Raw genomic sequence first — 19,961 nt, 5'->3', positions numbered from 1 at the left:
TTTTCGATTTGGTTTCCCCTGAACTCTCATGATGCGTATCCATAAGACAACTCAGGGCGACGCAACAATAACTTGTCATACAGATTTAAAAGTTGAGTGACATCACAAAAACCACTTTTCAATTAGGGAATAATAGAACTCGTCAGCCTTAGTGCTGCAAGGGACTAAATAATAGAAAATGTTGAGTATTTGTTCATTTTGTTAGGTTTTTGCGATCACTGTCTTGTAAAAAGTGCTGGACGGTAAGTGGAATTGGTGTGATAACTTCGCGATAACAGAAAACAGTGCTCTACGATGTAGCCATGTGAGGAAGCCAATATGTCGCAGTTTTTAACCGAAGATTTTTTGCTGGATACCGAGTTTGCCCGTCGTCTGTATCACGATTATGCAAAAGATCAGCCGATTTATGACTATCACTGCCATTTACCACCGGAACAAATCGCAGAAGACTATCGTTTTAAGAACCTGTATGACATCTGGCTGAAGGGCGATCACTATAAATGGCGCGCTATGCGTACCAACGGCGTTGCCGAACGATTCTGTACTGGCGATGCCAGCGATCGGGAAAAATTCGAAGCTTGGGCCGCAACCGTCCCTCACACAATTGGCAATCCTCTGTATCACTGGACTCATCTGGAATTACGTCGTCCTTTCGGTATTACCGGCAAACTGCTTTCGCCGAAAACATCGGAAGAAATCTGGCAACGTGGCAATGAGCTGTTGGCTCAACCGGCTTTCTCTGCGCGCGGTATCATGCAACAGATGAATGTCAAAATGGTCGGCACCACCGATGATCCTATTGACGATCTGCGCCACCACAAAGCTATCGCCGCGGATGGCAGCTTTAACATCAAAGTGTTGCCAAGTTGGCGTCCGGATAAAGCCTTCAATATTGAAGCCGCCGGTTTTCGCGATTACCTGAAGCTGCTGGAAGCTGCGGCAGATACGTCTATAAGTAAATTCTCCGACCTGTGCGACGCATTGAACAAACGTATGGATCACTTTGCCGCTCACGGCTGTAAAGTCTCTGACCATGCGTTGGACGTGGTGGTCTATGGTGAAGCAGACGAAACGACGCTCGACGGTATTCTAGCTCGTCGTCTGACGGGAACTCAGCCAACGCTGGAAGAAGTGGCTCAGTTTAAAACCGCTGTGTTGCTATTTTTATCTGGTGAATATCATCGTCGTGAATGGGTTCAGCAATATCACATCGGTGCGCTGCGTAATAACAACAGTCGCATGTTCAATCTGGTTGGCCCAGATATCGGTTTTGACTCGATTAATGACCAGCCGCTGGCTCAGCCGCTTTCCCGTTTGCTGGATGCGCAAGGTCTGCGTAATGCGCTACCGAAAACGATCCTGTACTGCCTGAATCCACGCGATAACGAAGTCATTGGCACTATGGTCGGCAATTTCCAGGGCGAAGGTGCCGCAGGGAAAATGCAGTTCGGTTCCGGCTGGTGGTTCAACGATCAAAAAGACGGTATGCAGCGCCAAATGACCCAACTGGCGCAGCTGGGTTTGCTAAGCCGCTTTGTCGGTATGCTGACCGATAGCCGCAGCTTCCTCTCTTATACACGTCATGAATATTTCCGCCGAATACTGTGTCAGATGATTGGCCGCTGGGTGGCAGGTGGTGAAGCACCGGCAGACATTGAACTGCTGGGTGCGATGGTGAAAAACATCTGTTTCGATAACGCCAAACAGTATTTCACTATCGAATTGTAATGTGCCAAGCGGGAGCGCCAATCGGCCTCCCGCCTTTCAAACTTTTGCTTAATTCAACGCTGTCTGCGGGACGGAAAGCGACGGGCTGTGCATATGATGCCGGTTTATCGCCCGTGGCCTGTCTATGGCGGAACGCGTTATGAGGTAGATCAACATGCTAACCCTGAACCGTCGTGATTTTCCCGGCCGCAGTTACCCTGACAAAGTTATTCAATTTGGCGAAGGCAATTTCCTGCGCGCCTTTGTCGATTGGCAACTGGACCTTTTGAACGAACATACCGATCTTAACGCTGGGATCGTAGTGATCCGGCCAATAGATACGGATTTTCCTCCGTCCTTGAGTACGCAGGATGGCCTGTATACCACGGTCATTCGCGGTCTGAATGAGCAGGGGGAAGCGGTGCGGGAATCTCGGCTGATCCGTTCGGTGAATCGGGAGATCAATATCTATCGTCAATTCGACGAGTATCTGGCACTGGCTCGCGATGCTAATATTCGCTTTGTTTTTTCCAATACGACCGAAGCCGGTATCGCCTGGAATGAGCAAGATAAACCGGATGATGCGCCACCGGCGTCATTTCCAGCTAAGCTGACTCGCTTATTATTTGAGCGCTATACGCATTTTGACGGCGCGGCAGATAAAGGCTGGGTGTTGTTGCCCTGTGAATTAATCGATTATAACGGCGAAGCCTTGCGGGAACTGGTGCTGCGCTATGCGGAGCATTGGCAGTTACCGTCTGGATTTACCCGTTGGCTAACAGAAAATAATACTTTTTGCTCAACGTTGGTGGATCGGATTGTGACCGGTTATCCCCGCGATGAAGTGACCGCTTTACAGGCTGAATTGGGCTATCAGGACAGCTTCCTCGATACGGCGGAATACTTCTATCTCTTTGTTATTCAAGGGCCACAGTGGTTGGCAAAAGAGTTGCGTCTGGATCAACTGGATCTGAATGTGTGCATCGTGGATGACATCAAGCCGTATAAAGAGCGTAAAGTCGCCATTTTGAACGGTGCTCACACAGCGCTGGTGCCTATCGCTTATCTGGCCGGTCTGGATACCGTTGGGCAAACCATGAATGATTCTGAAATCAGTCAGTTCGTGGAAAAAACCATGATTGAAGAAATCGTTCCGGTTTTGGATTTACCTGAGGATGAACTGCTTTCCTTCTCGCAGGCGGTATTAAGCCGTTTCCGTAACCCTTTCATTCAGCACCAGTTATTGTCTATTGCGTTGAACGGTATGACCAAATTCCGTACCCGCATTTTGCCTCAGCTGCTGGCTTACCAGCAGCAAAAGGGCAAGCTGCCGCCGCGTTTAACCTTTGCATTAGCCGCGTTGCTCGCCTTTTATCGCGGGGAACGTCAAGGAGAATCCTATCCGTTGCAAGACGACGCTCACTGGCTGGAAACCTACTCTCGCTTATGGAGCAGTGTGAAGCAATACGAAACGACTCCCGCCGCATTGGTTCAGACCGTTTTGTCTGATGCGAATCATTGGGGGCAGGATTTAACTGCAGTACCCCAGTTGGCCGAACAGGTGACAGAGCAACTGCAAACTATCCTGGATCGTGGAATGAGAGCAGCGGTTGCGGCTTACAGCTAAAGGTTTTCTATGCAAAAGACGATAAAAATTCACCCACTGGATAATGTAGCCGTTGCTCTACAGGATCTGGCGCAGGGAGAAGTCATCAAAATTGATGGCGATGCAATCACGCTGGCGCAGCCAGTGACCCGCGGGCATAAGTTTGCGCTAACTTTAATCCAGCCGGATCAAATGATTGTGAAATATGGTTTGCCGATAGGTCATGCACTTAGCCCGATTCAAACCGGTGAACATATTCATTCTCAAAACGCTAAAACCAATTTAAGTGACTTGGATGAATACCAATATCAGCCAGAATTTAGCGATCTGCCGGTGCAAATGGCCGATCGAGAAGTTCGGATCTATCGTCGCAAAAATGGCGACGTGGGCATTCGTAACGAATTGTGGATCATTCCAACCGTTGGCTGCGTTAACGGTATCGCGCGTCAGATCCAACAGCGTTTTCTGAAGGAAACCAACGAGGCGGAAGGCATTGACGGGGTGCATTTGTTTAGCCATCCGTTCGGCTGTTCACAGCTTGGTCAGGATCACGAAAATACCCGAACCATGCTGCAAAATATGGTGCGCCATCCTAATGCCGGTGCGGTATTAGTTATAGGTTTAGGCTGCGAGAACAATCAGGTCGACGTTTTCCAAACTACGCTGGGAGAAGTGGACAATGAGCGGGTTCGCTTTATGGTGTGCCAGCAGCAGGACGACGAAGTGGAAGCTGGCTTGGAACGACTGCGAGAACTATATCAGGTAATGCGCAGCGACCCGCGTGTGCCGGGTCAACTCAGCGAACTGAAATTTGGCCTGGAATGCGGTGGTTCGGACGGTTTGTCCGGTATCACGGCTAACCCACTCTTGGGGCGTTTCTCCGATTATGTGATTGCCAACGGTGGCACTTCGGTTTTGACTGAAGTACCAGAAATGTTTGGTGCAGAACGCATTTTGATGAGCCGTTGTCGCGATGAGTCTACCTTTGAAAAGACTGTTAGCATGGTGAATGATTTTAAACAGTATTTCATCGCTCATCATCAGCCAATTTACGAAAATCCGTCACCGGGTAATAAGGCTGGCGGCATTACTACGCTGGAAGAAAAATCGTTGGGCTGCACCCAAAAAGCAGGGCAAAGCAAAGTGGTCGACGTGCTGAAGTACGGCGAGCGCCTGCAACGTCCGGGGCTGAACTTGCTCAGCGCTCCGGGGAATGATGCGGTGGCAACCAGTGCGCTGGCGGGGGCAGGCTGTCATATGGTGCTATTCAGCACCGGTCGAGGTACGCCTTATGGTGGTTTCGTGCCTACGGTGAAACTGGCTACCAACAGCGAGTTGGCGGCGAAAAAACCTCACTGGATCGACTTTGATGCGGGAAAACTAATCAAAGGGACTTCAATGGATGTTTTACTGGAAGAGTTCGTCGAACTGATCGTCGCCATTGCCAATGGCAAACCGGCGCGCAATGAAGCCAATGATTTCCGTGAATTAGCTATTTTTAAAAGCGGAGTCACCTTGTAACTAGTATGGTTAACCATTAAAATAAAACGACATTTCATTTTTCGCGCGCTTACCGTGGGCCCCGATTAGCGGTAAGCGCGTCGTTTTAGCTATGTTCGACTCCAGAAGAGATAGGGACTCCCCTATACCAGGAATACCCCACCATGACGTTCTATTGGTTTGCCCAAGCTGTTGGCGTATTGGCATTTTTTGTCGGTATTACCATGTTTTTCAACCGGGATGAACGACGTTTCAAACTGCAACTTTCGGCTTATAGCGCCATCATCGGTGGCCATTTCTTTCTGATGGGAGCCAGTGCAGCAGGCAGCAGTGCATTGCTTAACGCTCTACGCACCCTGATCTCGACCAAGACTCGTAGCAGCATAGTGATGGTTGTGTTTATCATTCTGACACTAACGTTAGGTTTGTGGCGAATGCATCACGTAGTAGAGCTTTTGCCGATAATTGGCACCGTAGCCAGTACTTGGGCGCTGTTCCGCACTCACGGCTTAACCACGCGCTGTATTATGTGGTGCTCAACCGCCTGTTGGGTAATTCATAATATCTGGCTGGGTTCGATTGGCGGATCGCTGATTGAAGGGAGTTTCCTGCTGATTAACGGCTTTAATATCATCCGCTTCCGTCGCTTGCAATTGCAGGGCATCGATCCTTTTCTGGTCGAAAAGAAAGGATAAAAAGGGCGGCTTTTGCCACCCTTTGGATAAGTGAGAATCTTGAGATTTAACGCGTTGCCAGCGGGTCTGGATTAGCCAGTTTGGCATCGTCAGCCTGACAGGCTGCGGCGGTAAACAGCACATCGGTAGAGGAGTTCAGCGCGGTTTCTGCCGAATCCTGCAATACGCCAATGATAAAGCCTACAGCAACTACCTGCATGGCGATTTCATTTGGAATACCGAATAAACCGCAGGCTAGCGGAATCAACAGCAACGAACCACCAGCCACACCGGAAGCGCCACAGGCGCACACAGCCGCGACTACGCTGAGCAATAATGCCGTCGGCAAATCAACCGCAATACCCAACGTATGTACCGCTGCCAGCGTCAACACGGTGATGGTAATTGCCGCGCCGGCCATATTGATGGTGGCACCCAGTGGAATGGAAACTGAATAGGTATCTTCGTTCAGATTCAGCTTTTTACAAAGTTCCATGTTCACTGGAATGTTGGCCGCAGAGCTACGGGTAAAGAATGCGGTTACACCGCTTTCACGCAGGCAGGCAAACACCAGTGGGTAAGGATTACGGCGAATTTTCCAGAAAACAATCAGTGGGTTAACCACCAGTGCTACCAGAAGCATACAGCCGATCAATACGACCAGCAGTTGCACATAGCCCAGTAATACGCCGAAGCCAGTTTCTGCCAGAGTAGAAGCTACCAGACCAAAAATACCCAGAGGAGCAAAGCGAATCACCACTCGTACCACGAAGGTAACGGCGTGAGACATATCAGAAATCAAAGACTTGGTAGTCTCTGAGCCATGACGCAGAGCAAAGCCTAAACCGACCGCCCAAGCCAGAATACCGATGTAATTGCCGTTCAATAGCGCATGAATCGGGTTGGCAACGATGCTCAGTAATAGCCCACGTAATACTTCAACAATGCCGCCCGGAGGGGAGATATCGGCATTATTGGTTGCCAATACCAGCGTCGAAGGGAACATGAAACTCACGGCGACGGCAATCAGGGCCGCCGAGAAGGTTCCTAACAAGTACAGGAACAGGATAGGGCGAATACTGGTTTTCTGACCCTGCTTATGATTTGCGATAGAAGCCATTACCAGCATCAATACTAATACCGGGGCGACGGCCTTCAATGCGCCGACAAACAAGGTGCCTAACAGGCCTACCGCGACAGCGGCTGATTGTGAAACGCTTGCCAGAATGATACCGGCAACCAAACCCACCAATATCTGTTTAACCAGACTTCCGTGGCTTAAGTAGTGAAATAGCCCTGATTTTTTGTTTTCCATAAATATCAATTTACCTCTTCCCAGTGAACTGAATGTCGCTGTGTTGAATGACGTTGTACAGGCTTCATACCTCGGCCGGAACCTGACCGGGTACTTTTTCTTCAAACCTGTAACCAAGTGTGTTTGCAGGGTTAGTATAAGGGAATGGAATAGGCTGGAAAGAAACAATTAGGGAAATATAATGTTGATCACTTTGCATAACATTTTGTTTACATATGTGTGATCAAGATAACATTTGGCGATTAGTGGTATCTGCCAAATAAATACGGGGTGACAGACACCCCGTGTAATAGATTATCAGGCAGATAGTCACATAGTTAGTGTGGTGTATTTTGATCGGCGCGGTGATTCACCCAGGCATTCACTAGTAAAGTGAGGGCTAGAATACCGGCAACTACGCCAAGAGAGATGCCGATAGGAATATGGAACAGATCGATGATCATCATTTTGATTCCGATAAACACCAGAATCGCTGCCAGACCGTATTTCAATAGCGAGAAGCGCTCCGCCACGTTTGCTAGCAGGAAATACATGGCGCGCAGGCCGAGAATCGCGAACAGGTTAGAAGTCAGCACAATAAAGGGATCGGTGGTGATGGCAAAGATTGCTGGAATGCTGTCGACGGCAAAAATGACGTCGCTCAGCTCAACCAGAATCAGCACCAGCACCAAAGGTGTCGCGTACAACAGACCATTTTTGCGAATGACGAAACGTTCGCCGTGGAGTTCGTCAGTCATGCGTAAGTGATTGCGAATCCAGCGCACTAAGGGTTTATCACCAATGGGGCTGTTATCCTCTTTGCCAAATGCCATTTTCAGGCCGGTGAATAACAGGAAGGCACCGAACAGATAAAGAATCCAGCTAAATTGCGAAACCAGCCAGCTACCTGCGAAGATCATTGCCGTTCGCAGCACGATTGCCCCAAGTACGCCGTAGATCAGGATGCGTCGCTGTAGATTGGCAGGAACGGCAAAATAGCTGAATAGCATCAGCCAGACAAAGACATTATCGACCGCTAAGGCTTTTTCAATCAGATAGCCGGTCAGGAAAGCGAGCGCCTGCTTATCCGCAATTTCGCGCCCTACGCTTTCGCTCAGATACCACCAGAAACCGGCGTTAAACAGCATAGCCAGGCTCACCCATACCAACGACCAGGCGGCGGCCTGACGTAGCGTCATGGTTTGAGAGCCGCGACGGCCCTGAAGGAAAAGATCAACGGCGAGCATAATCGCGACTACAACGGCAAAACCGACCCAAAGTACGGGCGTACCAACGGAGTTCATCATCAGAGTAAACCTCATAAAAAAACAAAACGGCCAACGTCGGAAGACGCCAGCCGCTATGTCTGAGCTGCAAGCAAACCTCGCCTTCCGGCAAGGTCTCACTTACAACCCTGATGATGTAAAAGCGATTTAATTGCTTCTACATGATGAGGTTGCCCGGTAACCGAGTGCTTTCGCACCGTAATGACGGCAAACCGGCAATGAAGTTACTCCCCTTTGCAGCACCAAAATTAATTCAAAAGAGGGCGTTGGTCAATCACACCTATTCATTTTAATGATGATGCTTGCTGCGAATCCGCAGGGAAAACTACGCCAGTCTGGCGACGAATTTCAGTTTGAAGGCGCGCGGTGCTGACTGAAAGCGCTAAACCTGGATGCTCAACCTGATTTTTAGCAATCAAATCGGCGAAGGCTTCAGCTTCATACCTCATATTATTTTCATACTGCGGTAGCGTCAGATCCTGTATCTCCTGACCTCTTGGAGTATAGGTGATGCTGTGGCACTCAGAGATTCTTTCAATAACTAGCGTGCCGTCTTCGCCCTGAATTTCGCTAGGAATATGAGATTGGCTGACTTTGGAATGGAATAATACGACGTCGAATTCACCGTAATTCAGGCAGACCGTACCGTGAGCGTCGACTCCGCTGGGCAGCAGAGTGGCGCTAGCCTGTACGCTCTGAGGTTCTCCCCATAGCGCGATGGCGCTTGCCAGACAGTAATAGCCGATATCCATAATCGAGCCGTTAGAAAAAGCGGGATTGAAGGTATTAGGATTTTCGCCATTTAAATAACGCTGATAGCGAGAGGAATACTGGCAAAAATTGATAAAGGCTTTGCGTAACTGGCCTAACTTGGGCAACGCATTTTGCAGCTGAATAAAATTAGGCAAATAGGCAGTTTTAAACGCTTCGAAGAGTATGACCTGATATTTTTTGGCGCAGGCAATTAAGGCTTCAACCTCGGCCAGATTAGAGGCCAGAGATTTTTCGCAAATTACGTGCTTTTTATGACTGAGTAACAGCAAGGCTTGGGAATAGTGCAGAGAGTTGGGGCTGGCGATATAAACCGCATCTACCTCGTTGCTCTGGGCTAGGTGTTCCAGAGAATGAAAACAGGCGCTGACCCCAAATTTATTGCCGAAATTTTGCGCCTGCTCCAATTGACGTGAGTAGACCGCAGCCAACGACATCTTGCCACTTGCGTGGGCGGCATCAATAAACCGTTCGGTAATCCAGTTTGTGCCAATAACAGCAAAGCGAATCATAAAAGCTCCGTATCTGTGTACTGTGTCAGTCATTGAACCGCCGCCAGAAAAAGGGCTGACGATGAGAATTTATTGATGCCGTTAGGTCAATTAAGCGGTTAGTAAATATCGCCAAACAGAGATAATTGGGTCAGATAAAGCCGGGTATCGAACTCTAACTGATGATATTGCGGTTCCATGTGACAACACAGGCTATAAAAGGCTTTGTTGTGCTCTTTTTCTTTTAAGTGCGCCAATTCATGCACCACAATCATTTTCAGGAAAGGCTCAGGCGCATTTTTAAATACCGTCGCTACGCGAATTTCAGCCTTGGCTTTTAATTTCCCTCCCTGAATCCGTGAAATGGCGGTATGTAGCCCCAATGCGTGTTTCATTACTTGGATTTTGCTGTCGTAAGCCACTTTGCTCAGCGGTTGAGCGTTACGCAGGTACTGGTTCTTCAGATCCATGGTGTACTGATAAAGTGACTTATCCGTATTGTAATCATGCGGTTGAGGATAACGGCTGCGAAGAACCTGCCCCAAACGTTGTTCGGTGATTAACTGACGAACCTGGGTTTGCAACTGTTCGGGATAACCTTGCAGATAGGTCAATTCCTGCATCTGAGTATGCTCTGGCTGATAAGCCTCACCGTTAGGATTTTAACGATGATGGCTTTACGTTGGAAGTAATCAGCCGATAGTACCGTTTTCAGCTAAATTAAACAAAAATGCACCAAGGCCGGGATAGCGTTTTGAGTGCGCGCCCGGCACTGGAGGCCGTTTAGAATTGGTATTTCATGCCAAGACCCGCATTGGTGTCAGAGTAGCCTTGTTTGCCCATTTGATGGCCTAAATTACCCCAGATGTTAAGATCTTTATTAAAGATGCCTTCAATACCTAACTTAACTTCTGCGATATGCTTTCCACCCGAACGATCAATTTTTGCGTTATCCATAATGATTCCCGCAGCTTTGCTATTATGGATCCAGTTTGTCTCCAGATAAGGTTTGACTGACAGTGTGCGTTTCTCCGACAGCGTGCCAGAGTTGATCTGCATATAACTGCGTAAGCCGACGTTTGTCATCCAATGGTGGTTGTCTTTAGGTGAAATCAGCGTGCCATAAGCATCAACATGATTTTTAGCTTTAATTCCCTGCCAAACGGCCTGAGCTTTAGGTTGGATAAATAAACCAAACTGTTCCTGATCAATCAGTGGGTGTTTAAAACCAGTTTCTATAGAGGTAGTAAATCCCTTACTTTTATATGATTCATTACCTTCTCCCTGGGTTTCGACGCTATTTTTAAACCAGCTATATTGCCCCAGAATATCAATATAGGCACCTAGCTTAGTGGAGCGATCGGCAAACCATGTGGTGTAAAGCCCCAAGTTATATCCGTGAGTGTTGGAATGGGCGCGATAACCGGTAATATTCGATTCGCTATTAGCATTGGCCTTTCCATATCCGCCAGTAATACCAAAGTATCCAACATCGTTATCGTTGGTTGACCATTGGTTCAAGATATCGCCTAACTGAATAGAGGAATATGTGGATTTACTGGCCAACTGGCCCGATGAATCCTTAAAACGATGAATACCTGCGGATGTTTTCATCCACATTGGGGGCGTCATTTTCTGGCCGCTGAGAGGATCTACATAATCGGTTTGATTAAAGCGATCGTGAATATCGCTGATAAAGAGTTTGTTAGCGGCTATCTGGTTGGCTATATAACCTGCCGCTTCTGGGCGGTACACCCGTGCGGTAGAGTTTGCCACTTTAGGATCCAGGGAGACCTTATTGGTGAGATACCAGCTTTTGCCAGCTGGCCCGTCGCGTAACAATCGATAATCATAAGCGCCGGATATAACGCGACCACGCTGAATAAAGTTGCCTTTTATTTCGCCTGAAACCTCTATGAGTTGAATATCCTGATCGTGTTTATTTATTGATTCGTTGACTCGGTGATTATGGATAGTGACAAAAGTTGTGCCTGCGCTGTCACTATTAATCCAAAGATATCCACCTGGGTATTCGTTATTACCAATTTGTGTGTGGAAGTGTATTTCATTTTGGCTATTATCAGATTGGTACTCGTTCATGTAAAAAATATAACTCCCCAGTTCGCTGCTGGGCAAAATGACTATTTTTGAGTTATTGCTCAAAGATAAACTTTCAATGATGGACTCATCATCTATTGTCCAGATATCGTTATTCAAATTTGGATTAATCACAACCGGGTGTATTACGTCGTTGGGAACGACATCAACATGCTGAGGGGGGGTATTAACCGCTACTTCGGTTGTTTTGTTTTGATTCATATCTTCATCTGAAGATGCATCAATAGATTTGGGACTGGCCGAGCTATTGATATGGTTATAAATGTTTTCTTCTGTAATAAGATCATCAGTAACATTAATTCCTAACGCAGGAGATAAATGATTAAGTGGCGTTATAGAGGATAGAGCACCTGCAATCTTAAATTGTAGATAAAGTTCATTGTTGAATTCTTTGATCAGGAACTCATGAATATGTTCAACACCAGAAGTGATGATTTCCACAACATCATTGACAGGAGTATCGATTCGACTGGCAGGCCAACGGGGAGCAGCAGCAGGCCAGCGCGGAGTTGCAGTAGGCCAATGGGGAGTAGCTGCTGACAAGTAAACAGCCTGAGGCTGAATGCTCAGTGCGCTAGGTGGCTCGAAGGTCGGCAGAGAAGCCCAAGAAGTCGTGCTGGCGTTAGCACTACTCATTGCCAACAGCGCAATGGCAATGCCTCTGGCACACCAATTACGATGAAAGGCTTTAGAGTGTTGAGTTTGGTATAAACGCGAACTTGGCGGGATTGTGTAGGGCAAAGCGCTGAATAGATCCATGAGTGAGTACCTTCCGTGGTTATATTGCTGGATAAGCATAGAAAATTGCACAGGCAGTTTCCCATTAATTAGTTCTTTAATTTGTTTCATTAATAATGTATTATCGGTATTGACTATATAACCTTTCCGATTGTAATAAGTTGGCGGATTGTATATTTGCCTATTTCGATTTGATAGCTGCAATATCCTTAGAGAACTAAAAATGGGATAAACTGTAGAATTTTTTGAGGTTTATTCGTTATTTAAATATATCTCTATGCATCAATAATATAACTATAAGAAGAATTCCCCTCTGGTTAGCCCAGTATCAATAAAACCCTTATTCACGAAAAAACAATTTACTGATCGCCCTTTTTAGGGGATAAACAGCCCAAATTTATCATTCAGGAGCGGCGATGAGCCAACTCGATCTGGAAACGCAAAGCCTAAGACTTGAACGTTTCCCACAGCAGGAAGATTCCAGCAACCTACAGGCGTGGGAAGCAGCAGATGAATATCTGTTAAAAAACATCGACATCAGTAAAGTTGGCGGACGCCCGGTGCTGCTGTTCAACGATCAATTTGGTGCTTTGGCCTGTGCATTACACGCGTCCAACCCGTATAGCGTCAGCGATTCTTATATGAGCCAGTTGGGTACCGCGCACAATCTGCATTTGAACCGTCTGGATGATAACGCGGTGACTTTGCTGAGCAGTATGGATGCCTTACCTGAGGCTCCGGCGTTGGTTGTGATTAAGATTCCTAAAGCGTTGGCATTACTGGAACATCAACTTCAGGCGCTGCGTCGCGTGGTGGCTCCCGATACCATTATTATTGCTGGCGCCAAAGCCCGTGACGTACACAATTCTACTTTGCAGCTGTTTGAGCGTATTTTAGGCCCAACCAAAACCAGCCTGGCATGGAAAAAAGCGCGACTGATTCACTGTGAAGTGGCTGATTTACCGCTGACAGAAACACCTGAAACCACCGATTGGAAGCTGGGCGGCACTGATTATGTAATTCATAATCACGCTAACGTTTTCTCTCGCAACAATCTGGATATCGGCGCGCGTTTCTTTATGGAAAACCTGCCGTACAATCTGAGTGGAAAAATGGCCGATCTGGGCTGTGGGAACGGCGTGGTCGGGCTGATTGCCGTTGAGCAGAATCCGGATGCAGAAATGCTGTTCGTGGATGAGTCTTATATGGCGGTGGCTTCCAGCCGTTTGAATATTGAGCGCAATTTGCCGCAGGATCTGGCGCGCTGCGAGTTTATGGTGAGCCACGGTCTTGCTGGCGTAGAACGTGAAAGTTTGCAGATGGTCTTCTGTAATCCTCCTTTCCATCAACAACATACCGTCAGTGATCACGTCGCCTGGCAGATGTTTTGTGATGCGAAACGTTGCCTGAAAACCGGTGGTGAGCTAATGATTGTTGGTAACCGTCATTTGGACTACTACCATAAGCTGAATCGCCTGTTTGGTAACTGTGAAACCATCGATTCCAATCAGAAATTTGTCGTATTGAAAGCGGTGAAAACCAGCTCCAGCTCTCGTTCCGAGGGCGGCGGCTCAGGCAGCCTGGATATGTCTTACAGCGATTTTTAATCGTGCAGAGGGGAGCTGAGGCTCCCCTTTTTGATCCGCAATATTAGATAGCTAAAGCCAATCGCGTGCCCTGATCGATGGCGCGCCGTGCATCCAACTCGGCAGCCACGTCTGCTCCACCGATTAAATGCACCTTTTTCCCCATATCCAGCAGCGGTTGATACAGTTCTCTGCGTGGCTCCTGTCCGGCACAAATAATCACGTTATCCACCGGCAGACAGGTCGATTGCTCGCCGCGGGTCATGTGTAAACCTTCATCATCAATCCGGTCATAGCTCACGCCATTCAGCATTTTTACGCCACGCATGGTCAGGCTGGTGCGGTGAATCCAACCGGTGGTTTTTCCCAATCCTTCGCCCACTTTGCTCGCTTTACGTTGCAACAGGAAAATTTGGCGTGGAGAAGGCGATAGTTCGGGGCCTTGAGGAGCCAAACCTCCGCGGTGATTCAAGCTTTGGTCAATTCCCCATTCGGCGTTGAAAGCCTCACTGTTCAGGCTGGTCGATTCCCCGGATTGACTGAGGTATTCCGCCGTATCAAAGCCGATACCGCCAGCGCCGATAATAGCCACTCGTTGACCAACCGGTTTTTTATCACGCAATACATCGAGATAAGTGAGAACCTTCGGGTGCTCGATTCCCTCAATAACGGGTAAGCGTGGCACAATGCCACAGGCCAGAATAACTTCGTCAAACTCTGCCAGTTCCGCAGCCTGAATATGCTTCCCTAGCATCGTATTCACGCCTTGAATTTCAAGCTGTCGCCGGAAATAACGCAAAGTTTCGTTAAATTCTTCTTTGCCGGGAATCTGTCGGGCGATATTGAATTGCCCACCGATGCGGTCGGCTGCGTCATATAAGGTCACCTGATGCCCGCGGCTGGCTGCGGTAGTCGCAAAAGCCAGACCGGCAGGGCCAGAGCCAATAACGGCCAGGCGCTTGGGTACGGGTGTCACTTGTATCGGCATCTCGCTTTCGCGGCAGGCGCGAGGATTAACCAGACAAGAGGTCAGCTTGCCTTCAAATATCTGATCCAGACAGGCCTGATTGCAGCCGATACAGGTATTGATTTCGTCCGCTCGGTTTTCTGCCGCTTTTCGGACAAATTCCGGATCGGCGAGGAAAGGGCGTGCCATGGAAACCATATCGGCACAGCCGTCGGCCAGCACTTTTTCTGCGACCGCCGGATCGTTAATGCGATTGGTGGTGATCAATGGGATCGTGACTTTGCCCATTAACTTGCGCGTTACCCAGCTAAATCCGGCGCGTGGCACCATGGTGGCGATGGTCGGAATCCGGGCTTCATGCCAGCCAATACCGGTGTTAATCAGAGTGGCTCCGGCTTGTTCAATTGCCAGCGCCAGTTGTTCTATTTCATGCCAGTCTGAGCCTTCATCTACCAGATCCAGCATGGATAACCGATAGATCAGTATAAATTTCTCACCGGTTGCCTGACGCACTGCCTGCACAATTTCCACGGCAAAACGCATCCGTTTTTCAAAACTTCCGCCCCATTCATCGGTACGTTGATTGGTGCGAGCGGCGAGGAACTGATTAATCAGATAACCTTCTGAGCCCATGATTTCGACGCCATCATAGCCCGCCAGCTGAGCCAACCGCGCGCAGCGAGCAAAATCCGCGATGGTCTGTTCAATTTCTTCCGTAGTAAGTGCCTGAGGTGAAAAAGGATTGATTGGCGCTTGCAGGGCAGAAGGAGCTACGGGCTGTTTTTGGTAGCTATAGCGTCCAGCGTGAAGAATTTGCAGCGCTATTTTCCCTCCAGCCTGATGAACGGCATCGGTGACAATTTGATGATGAGCCACCTGACCTTCATCGCTCAGCATCGAACCGCCTTGATAAACCACCCCTTTTTTATTGGGCGCGATACCGCCGGTCACGATTAGGCCAACGCCAGCAGCTGCCCGTTCGGCATAAAACCGAGCCATACGTTCAGGTCCATCGGGTAGTTCTTCCAGCCCGGTATGCATGGAGCCCATCAGAACGCGGTTTTTTAGTGTAGTAAAGCCGAGGTCCAGCGGGGCGAGCAGGTTGGGATAAGCGATCATTGCAGTCTCCATCGAGTGCTTTGGTGATATTAGATACCACCAAATTGTTATTATTATTTCCCCTCCTCGCAGCTTCTCGGGCAAGTGGTCGGATGAGATTTTTATTTCAATCTAGACGCTGTGGTCTGGCTTGGGAAATTTCTCTGTAGCGAATGTGATAGCCGTCATGAATATGCGGTTTTAAGGAGCGCCGCAGGTTATCGTTTTTTTGAACATAAAGGTGGTGAAAGCGCAGATAGGGCTGAAAAGACTTGTTTATCCTTATAAAAAATAAGGAATAAAAGATGAGAACCAAAGAAAAGGATAACTTTCGGTATTGTCAGGAACTGATAATATGCGCCGTGTAAATAAATGTGTCGGTTAAATTAGCCGCTTATAGAATATTTCCTCTCTATCCATTGATAGAAAAGGTTCAAGTGTTTCGGTAATGCGCCGATACCGGTTTTAGATTTTTCTGTGTAGCCGATAACATTTTATTGAGCATGGAAGCTGGAGTCGTAAAGGATTATGAGTTTTAACGAGTTTTTGCCGTTGGTTATCTGCGCTATTTCCCTTATTTCTGTTCTGATCTATGGCGGTAGGCGTTTTCGCGATCGCTTTAAACTGCGGCAGGCTCGTCAACTTCCTGTCGTGCGCAGCCTGACCAGCGCGGAACTCGCCGCGATAGAGATAACTTTCGGCCCGGTGACGGATAAGCTGCTGCTATTGGATCCATTTCGCCAGCCGCCAAATCTGTCTGATCTGAATAATCATGACGTGCGGATTATCGAAGGTGAGTATTCCAGCCACGGTTTGAGCGGCGGCGGGCAGGTAAAGCATGAAACTCTGGGTGGCGTCGAGGTGTATTTACCCTTTGACCCAGATGCGTTTCTACAGCCCCATAATCGGGCAGAAGTGATTTTTATCGGCAACATTGGGTTGGTTGTTTCCCTCAACAACAGTTTCAGGATTGAAGAGGGACTGGAGCGTCTTATCGGCGCTGAAACCGTGCGGGAGAACTGGGCCAAGGGTACGCCGGGAACGATTGCAGAAGATTCTTCCAGCGAGCCAATCAAGCTAATCAGGCAGCGCAAAGAAACCGAAAGTGAATTTATTCTGCGCAAAGGTTCCGGCTGGCGTATTTTTCCTACGTTTCTGATTCTGCTAGGTTTAGGAGCATTACTGGCCAGCACATTGACCACCGAGTGGATCATCGCCTGGTGGGGGGCTGCTGCGTGCCTTCTGCCGCTCGGGTATTTCCTGCTGCTGCGTCGTCGCGGCCTTCCTGGCGCGGTGAACATTATGCGAGGGAAAGTGTATGAGCAGGAGGGTTTGCTATGGCTGGGAGACCACCTGCTGCTGGTATTCCCTGAATCCTGGGGCGCTGTAACGGCACCTGCCGGTGAGGTTGAGGTTCATCTCAGTACCGAAGATTTTACCGTTCTACGTTTCAATGGTCGGGCTATCGATCAGGGAATGAATAACGTTAGGCCAAGGTTCTGGCGCCATCACGTTTCCATCATGATTGTGGCGTTGCTGGTACTGGGCGTGGCGTGGAGCGAATGGCGGGCGCCTTTAGCTCGGATTGCCCTGGGTTATCATCAACTTGCAGGTAGCGAACCGGTTCATTTTACTTCTTCTACGGCTTTACGGGACGCTCAGTTGCCGCCGGGAGAGCGGGTTACGGTGGAAGGGACAGCGCGCTGTGAAATGATTTTACCTGAAACCATTAACGTCACCGATGAAACTCGCTCACAAAAGCCGTATCGCGAAGTCTATGCAGACTGTAGCCGCCTGATTTGGGATGCTCCGCACCCGTTACCGATCATTCCGTTGGATGAGACCGTGGCGCGTCTGGCGACCGGTGAATTCTATGTTGATGATACCCATTATGGTTTTTTGGCAAATATTCCTCAGGCGTTGGCAATGATTAACACTGCTTGTACCAACGTTGATTGTAACTATATGAAAGATCGCCTGAGAATCAGCATTAACGACGCTTACGGCACGGAATCAGACGATTGGTATGACCTACTGGCAATGTCAGAGTTGGGGGCGTTTGAGCAGCCTGCGGCATTCCCCAGTAATCATAAAGTCGAAATGTTGGATCAAAGCGCGGATGCCATGGGGATTTATATACGTCCGGTGCTGCGTAAACAGGTCGCGTCCTTTGTTCCCAGTGAACATGCGGTAAAAATTGTGGGATTGAATCGGGAAGACCTGTTGGTGCAACCACCTGAGAAAGTGGGGGGATGGCTGCCCATTCTGGCTTTTTTCCGTTCGCAGGCAAGCAGCGCCGGTGAGCATCATGTGTCCTTTATTGGCGCTACCGGCTTATCAAAAGACGCTATTCCTGTGGTATTGGTGCAGCCCGAGGAACATCCCTGGCAGGTAATAGGTGCGTTCTGGCTGGCACTAATCGTGCTGAGCATGCTCACGGTGCACGGCACGTTGGTCATTCGTGCGTTTCTGCATCGTAATCATAAATAATTCACATTATTGCGCTCTATTCTTTGGTTATCTGGAATTGACTGGTTATATGAATATCGCCAACGAATAGAATAGCACTATAAAAATTAGCAGCCTGTATAGCGCTGCTGAGAGTAACTCGGACATTGCGTTCGATATGCCAGCAGCTTGGCACTTAAATTAGCCGTAAACGGCACCTTAGAGGGAACTGAAAGTCAATGAAACACTGGAATCTTTGCGTGGGTTCGGCACTGAGCATCGCATTAATGTGGCCAGCGGCTGCGCGTTTGGAAACTCACCATCCTGCGATTATTGTTGGCATGGAGGCCAACGCAAAATTACCGGCAAGTATGGATTACAGCGGCCCGGCGCTGCGGTTAACGCTGTCTTCCAAGCACGCCTGCGGAAACAATATTGCCTACATCACGCCGGAGTCTATCGGCGCGCCAGCCAAAGAGTTTGGCTCAGTTGCGGGCAAGCTCAAAGCGTTGATGGACGATCAAACTCCAATGCTGATGTTTCTGGCTGACTGTCAGGGCAGCGTAGCCATGGTACACGGCGCTGACGATTGCAATGCTCAAACTTGCCCAGAGTTTGCTCCTAAAGCGGTTACTAAAGGCATGCTTTATCTGAGTGAAGAACTGGAGCCGGTAAGAGAAGCTGACGCTCAGTACGTACAAAAAATGCCAATGCCTTATGACCAAAAGCTGAAGGCCTGGAAAATGGAAGTCTACGACGTCAACACCGGCAAACTACACGTTGAAGGTTATATTGATGCGGAAGATTTTGCTTCCGGCAAAATGGTTCATCCCTATAAAACCTACTTCAGCAATGGCAAAGTCAGCGTAGACAGCAGCTTAGACGCCAATGGCTTACGTGAGGGTTTAACCACTCTTTATCATGAGAACGGGCGCAAGGCGACATCCAGCACTTTCCATAATGATAAACCGGTTGATGGTATTGATGAGAGCTATGACGAAAAGGGTAAGTTATCCGCCAAATTTAGTTATCGGGGCGGCGTTTTTGACGGCACTAATCTGGAATATTACCCGAATGGAAAAGTGCGCAGCAGCAACCCCTATGTAAAAGGGCAGCCGCATGGGCCGACGAAAAGCTATTACGAAGATGGCACCTTACGTAATGAACAGGTATTCGCAGACGGCAAGCTGGAAGGTTGGTCTATCAGCTATTACCCAAATGGTAAGGTTGAAAGCAAAGACTTTTACGTTAAAGGCGCGCAGCGTAGCCTGGGTCAATGGAATGAAGAGGGCGTGCAAACCCTGCAATGGCAGTGGGATAACGATCATAAAGAGGTTGGCGTTCTGAAACAGTGGCATTCCAACGGCCAGTTGAAAGAAGAAAAACCTTATAAAGACGGTGAATTGAACGGTGCCGTAAAACGCTGGTATGCGGATGGTAAAAAAGAGATGGTGACAAATTATGTTGCTGGTAAACAGGAGGGCGCTTCGCAGGTCTGGAATGAAGAAGGCAAACTGGTTTCAAACTGTATCTATAAAAACGATGTACGGATTAACGACTGCAAAAGTTAATTATCCAAAGTGATGTCATTATTCATAAGCCCGCGTAAGCGGGTTTTTAAGGCTTCAGATTTCATTAAGATGAGCCAGAATTGATGATATTGAGGCAATGATATAG

Annotated in this window: 13 protein-coding genes; 7 read left to right on the top strand and 6 right to left on the bottom strand. The window is 48.4% G+C overall.

Features of this window, described 5'->3' with window-relative positions; all coding sequences use genetic code 11:
* Window positions 1-318 precede the first annotated feature (318 nt).
* The 4 genes from uxaC (at window position 319) to PL78_RS10285 (ending at window position 5,508) form a co-directional block, all read left to right on the top strand.
* A complete protein-coding gene (uxaC, locus tag PL78_RS10300; RefSeq protein ID WP_064515292.1) occupies window positions 319-1,728 on the top strand; it encodes a glucuronate isomerase in 1,410 nt (469 codons plus the stop codon).
* 154 nt (window positions 1,729-1,882) lie between these two features.
* Window positions 1,883-3,334, top strand: coding sequence for a tagaturonate reductase (locus PL78_RS10295; RefSeq protein WP_064515290.1), 1,452 nt, complete (start codon window positions 1,883-1,885; stop codon window positions 3,332-3,334).
* Window positions 3,335-3,343: 9 nt separating this feature from the next.
* Window positions 3,344-4,834 carry a UxaA family hydrolase gene (locus tag PL78_RS10290; protein WP_064515288.1) on the top strand — a complete coding sequence of 497 codons (1,491 nt, stop codon included), beginning with the start codon at window positions 3,344-3,346 and terminating at the stop codon, window positions 4,832-4,834.
* Between the two features lie 143 nt (window positions 4,835-4,977).
* Entirely contained in the window at window positions 4,978-5,508 is a 531-nt protein-coding gene (locus tag PL78_RS10285; RefSeq protein WP_064515286.1) for a YgjV family protein, read from the top strand.
* A 46-nt stretch (window positions 5,509-5,554) separates the two neighbouring features.
* Here PL78_RS10285 and sstT read toward each other — a convergent pair whose 3' ends face one another.
* From sstT to PL78_RS10260, 5 genes are all read right to left on the bottom strand, one after another.
* Window positions 5,555-6,802 (bottom strand): serine/threonine transporter SstT, encoded by a 1,248-nt coding sequence (gene sstT / locus PL78_RS10280; RefSeq protein ID WP_064515284.1) that lies wholly within the window; start codon window positions 6,800-6,802, stop codon window positions 5,555-5,557.
* Window positions 6,803-7,119: 317 nt separating this feature from the next.
* Entirely contained in the window at window positions 7,120-8,088 is a 969-nt protein-coding gene (locus PL78_RS10275; RefSeq protein WP_064515282.1) for a TerC family protein, read from the bottom strand.
* 263 nt (window positions 8,089-8,351) lie between these two features.
* On the bottom strand, window positions 8,352-9,350 hold the full coding sequence (locus PL78_RS10270) for a Gfo/Idh/MocA family protein (RefSeq protein ID WP_064515280.1): 999 nt from the start codon (window positions 9,348-9,350) through the stop codon (window positions 8,352-8,354).
* A gap of 98 nt (window positions 9,351-9,448) precedes the next feature.
* Window positions 9,449-9,952 carry a M48 metallopeptidase family protein gene (locus PL78_RS10265; protein WP_064515277.1) on the bottom strand — a complete coding sequence of 168 codons (504 nt, stop codon included), beginning with the start codon at window positions 9,950-9,952 and terminating at the stop codon, window positions 9,449-9,451.
* A gap of 160 nt (window positions 9,953-10,112) precedes the next feature.
* Window positions 10,113-12,206, bottom strand: coding sequence for an autotransporter family protein (locus tag PL78_RS10260; protein ID WP_064515276.1), 2,094 nt, complete (start codon window positions 12,204-12,206; stop codon window positions 10,113-10,115).
* A 395-nt stretch (window positions 12,207-12,601) separates the two neighbouring features.
* Between PL78_RS10260 and rlmG the strand changes: the two genes are divergently transcribed.
* Window positions 12,602-13,792 carry a 23S rRNA (guanine(1835)-N(2))-methyltransferase RlmG gene (gene rlmG / locus PL78_RS10255; protein WP_064515274.1) on the top strand — a complete coding sequence of 397 codons (1,191 nt, stop codon included), beginning with the start codon at window positions 12,602-12,604 and terminating at the stop codon, window positions 13,790-13,792.
* A gap of 43 nt (window positions 13,793-13,835) precedes the next feature.
* Here rlmG and PL78_RS10250 read toward each other — a convergent pair whose 3' ends face one another.
* Window positions 13,836-15,857, bottom strand: a complete 2,022-nt coding sequence (locus PL78_RS10250; RefSeq protein WP_064515272.1) for an NADPH-dependent 2,4-dienoyl-CoA reductase — start codon at window positions 15,855-15,857, stop codon at window positions 13,836-13,838.
* 507 nt (window positions 15,858-16,364) lie between these two features.
* Here PL78_RS10250 and PL78_RS10245 point away from each other — a divergent pair.
* Window positions 16,365-18,326, top strand: coding sequence for an IgaA/UmoB family intracellular growth attenuator (locus tag PL78_RS10245; protein WP_064515270.1), 1,962 nt, complete (start codon window positions 16,365-16,367; stop codon window positions 18,324-18,326).
* Window positions 18,327-18,523: 197 nt separating this feature from the next.
* Window positions 18,524-19,855 (top strand): toxin-antitoxin system YwqK family antitoxin, encoded by a 1,332-nt coding sequence (locus PL78_RS10240; protein WP_064515268.1) that lies wholly within the window; start codon window positions 18,524-18,526, stop codon window positions 19,853-19,855.
* Window positions 19,856-19,961: the final 106 nt, after the last annotated feature.

Source organism: Yersinia entomophaga (assembly GCF_001656035.1).
GTDB lineage: Bacteria > Pseudomonadota > Gammaproteobacteria > Enterobacterales > Enterobacteriaceae > Yersinia > Yersinia entomophaga.
The sequence above is the reverse complement of the archived record's forward strand: the minus strand, read 5'-3'. Positions and strand labels throughout refer to the sequence as shown.

What these genes read in the sequence shown, in the direction of transcription:
- PL78_RS10250 (WP_064515272.1), bottom strand. Translation starts at nt 15,857, where the DNA reads ATGATCGCTTATCCCAACCTGCTCGCCCCGCTGGACCTCGGCTTTACT.
- PL78_RS10260 (WP_064515276.1), bottom strand. Translation starts at nt 12,206, where the DNA reads ATGGATCTATTCAGCGCTTTGCCCTACACAATCCCGCCAAGTTCGCGT.
- PL78_RS10245 (WP_064515270.1), top strand. Translation starts at nt 16,365, where the DNA reads ATGAGTTTTAACGAGTTTTTGCCGTTGGTTATCTGCGCTATTTCCCTT.
- PL78_RS10275 (WP_064515282.1), bottom strand. Translation starts at nt 8,088, where the DNA reads ATGATGAACTCCGTTGGTACGCCCGTACTTTGGGTCGGTTTTGCCGTT.
- rlmG (WP_064515274.1), top strand. Translation starts at nt 12,602, where the DNA reads ATGAGCCAACTCGATCTGGAAACGCAAAGCCTAAGACTTGAACGTTTC.
- PL78_RS10240 (WP_064515268.1), top strand. Translation starts at nt 18,524, where the DNA reads ATGAAACACTGGAATCTTTGCGTGGGTTCGGCACTGAGCATCGCATTA.
- PL78_RS10295 (WP_064515290.1), top strand. Translation starts at nt 1,883, where the DNA reads ATGCTAACCCTGAACCGTCGTGATTTTCCCGGCCGCAGTTACCCTGAC.
- PL78_RS10265 (WP_064515277.1), bottom strand. Translation starts at nt 9,952, where the DNA reads ATGCAGGAATTGACCTATCTGCAAGGTTATCCCGAACAGTTGCAAACC.
- sstT (WP_064515284.1), bottom strand. Translation starts at nt 6,802, where the DNA reads ATGGAAAACAAAAAATCAGGGCTATTTCACTACTTAAGCCACGGAAGT.
- PL78_RS10285 (WP_064515286.1), top strand. Translation starts at nt 4,978, where the DNA reads ATGACGTTCTATTGGTTTGCCCAAGCTGTTGGCGTATTGGCATTTTTT.
- PL78_RS10290 (WP_064515288.1), top strand. Translation starts at nt 3,344, where the DNA reads ATGCAAAAGACGATAAAAATTCACCCACTGGATAATGTAGCCGTTGCT.
- PL78_RS10270 (WP_064515280.1), bottom strand. Translation starts at nt 9,350, where the DNA reads ATGATTCGCTTTGCTGTTATTGGCACAAACTGGATTACCGAACGGTTT.
- uxaC (WP_064515292.1), top strand. Translation starts at nt 319, where the DNA reads ATGTCGCAGTTTTTAACCGAAGATTTTTTGCTGGATACCGAGTTTGCC.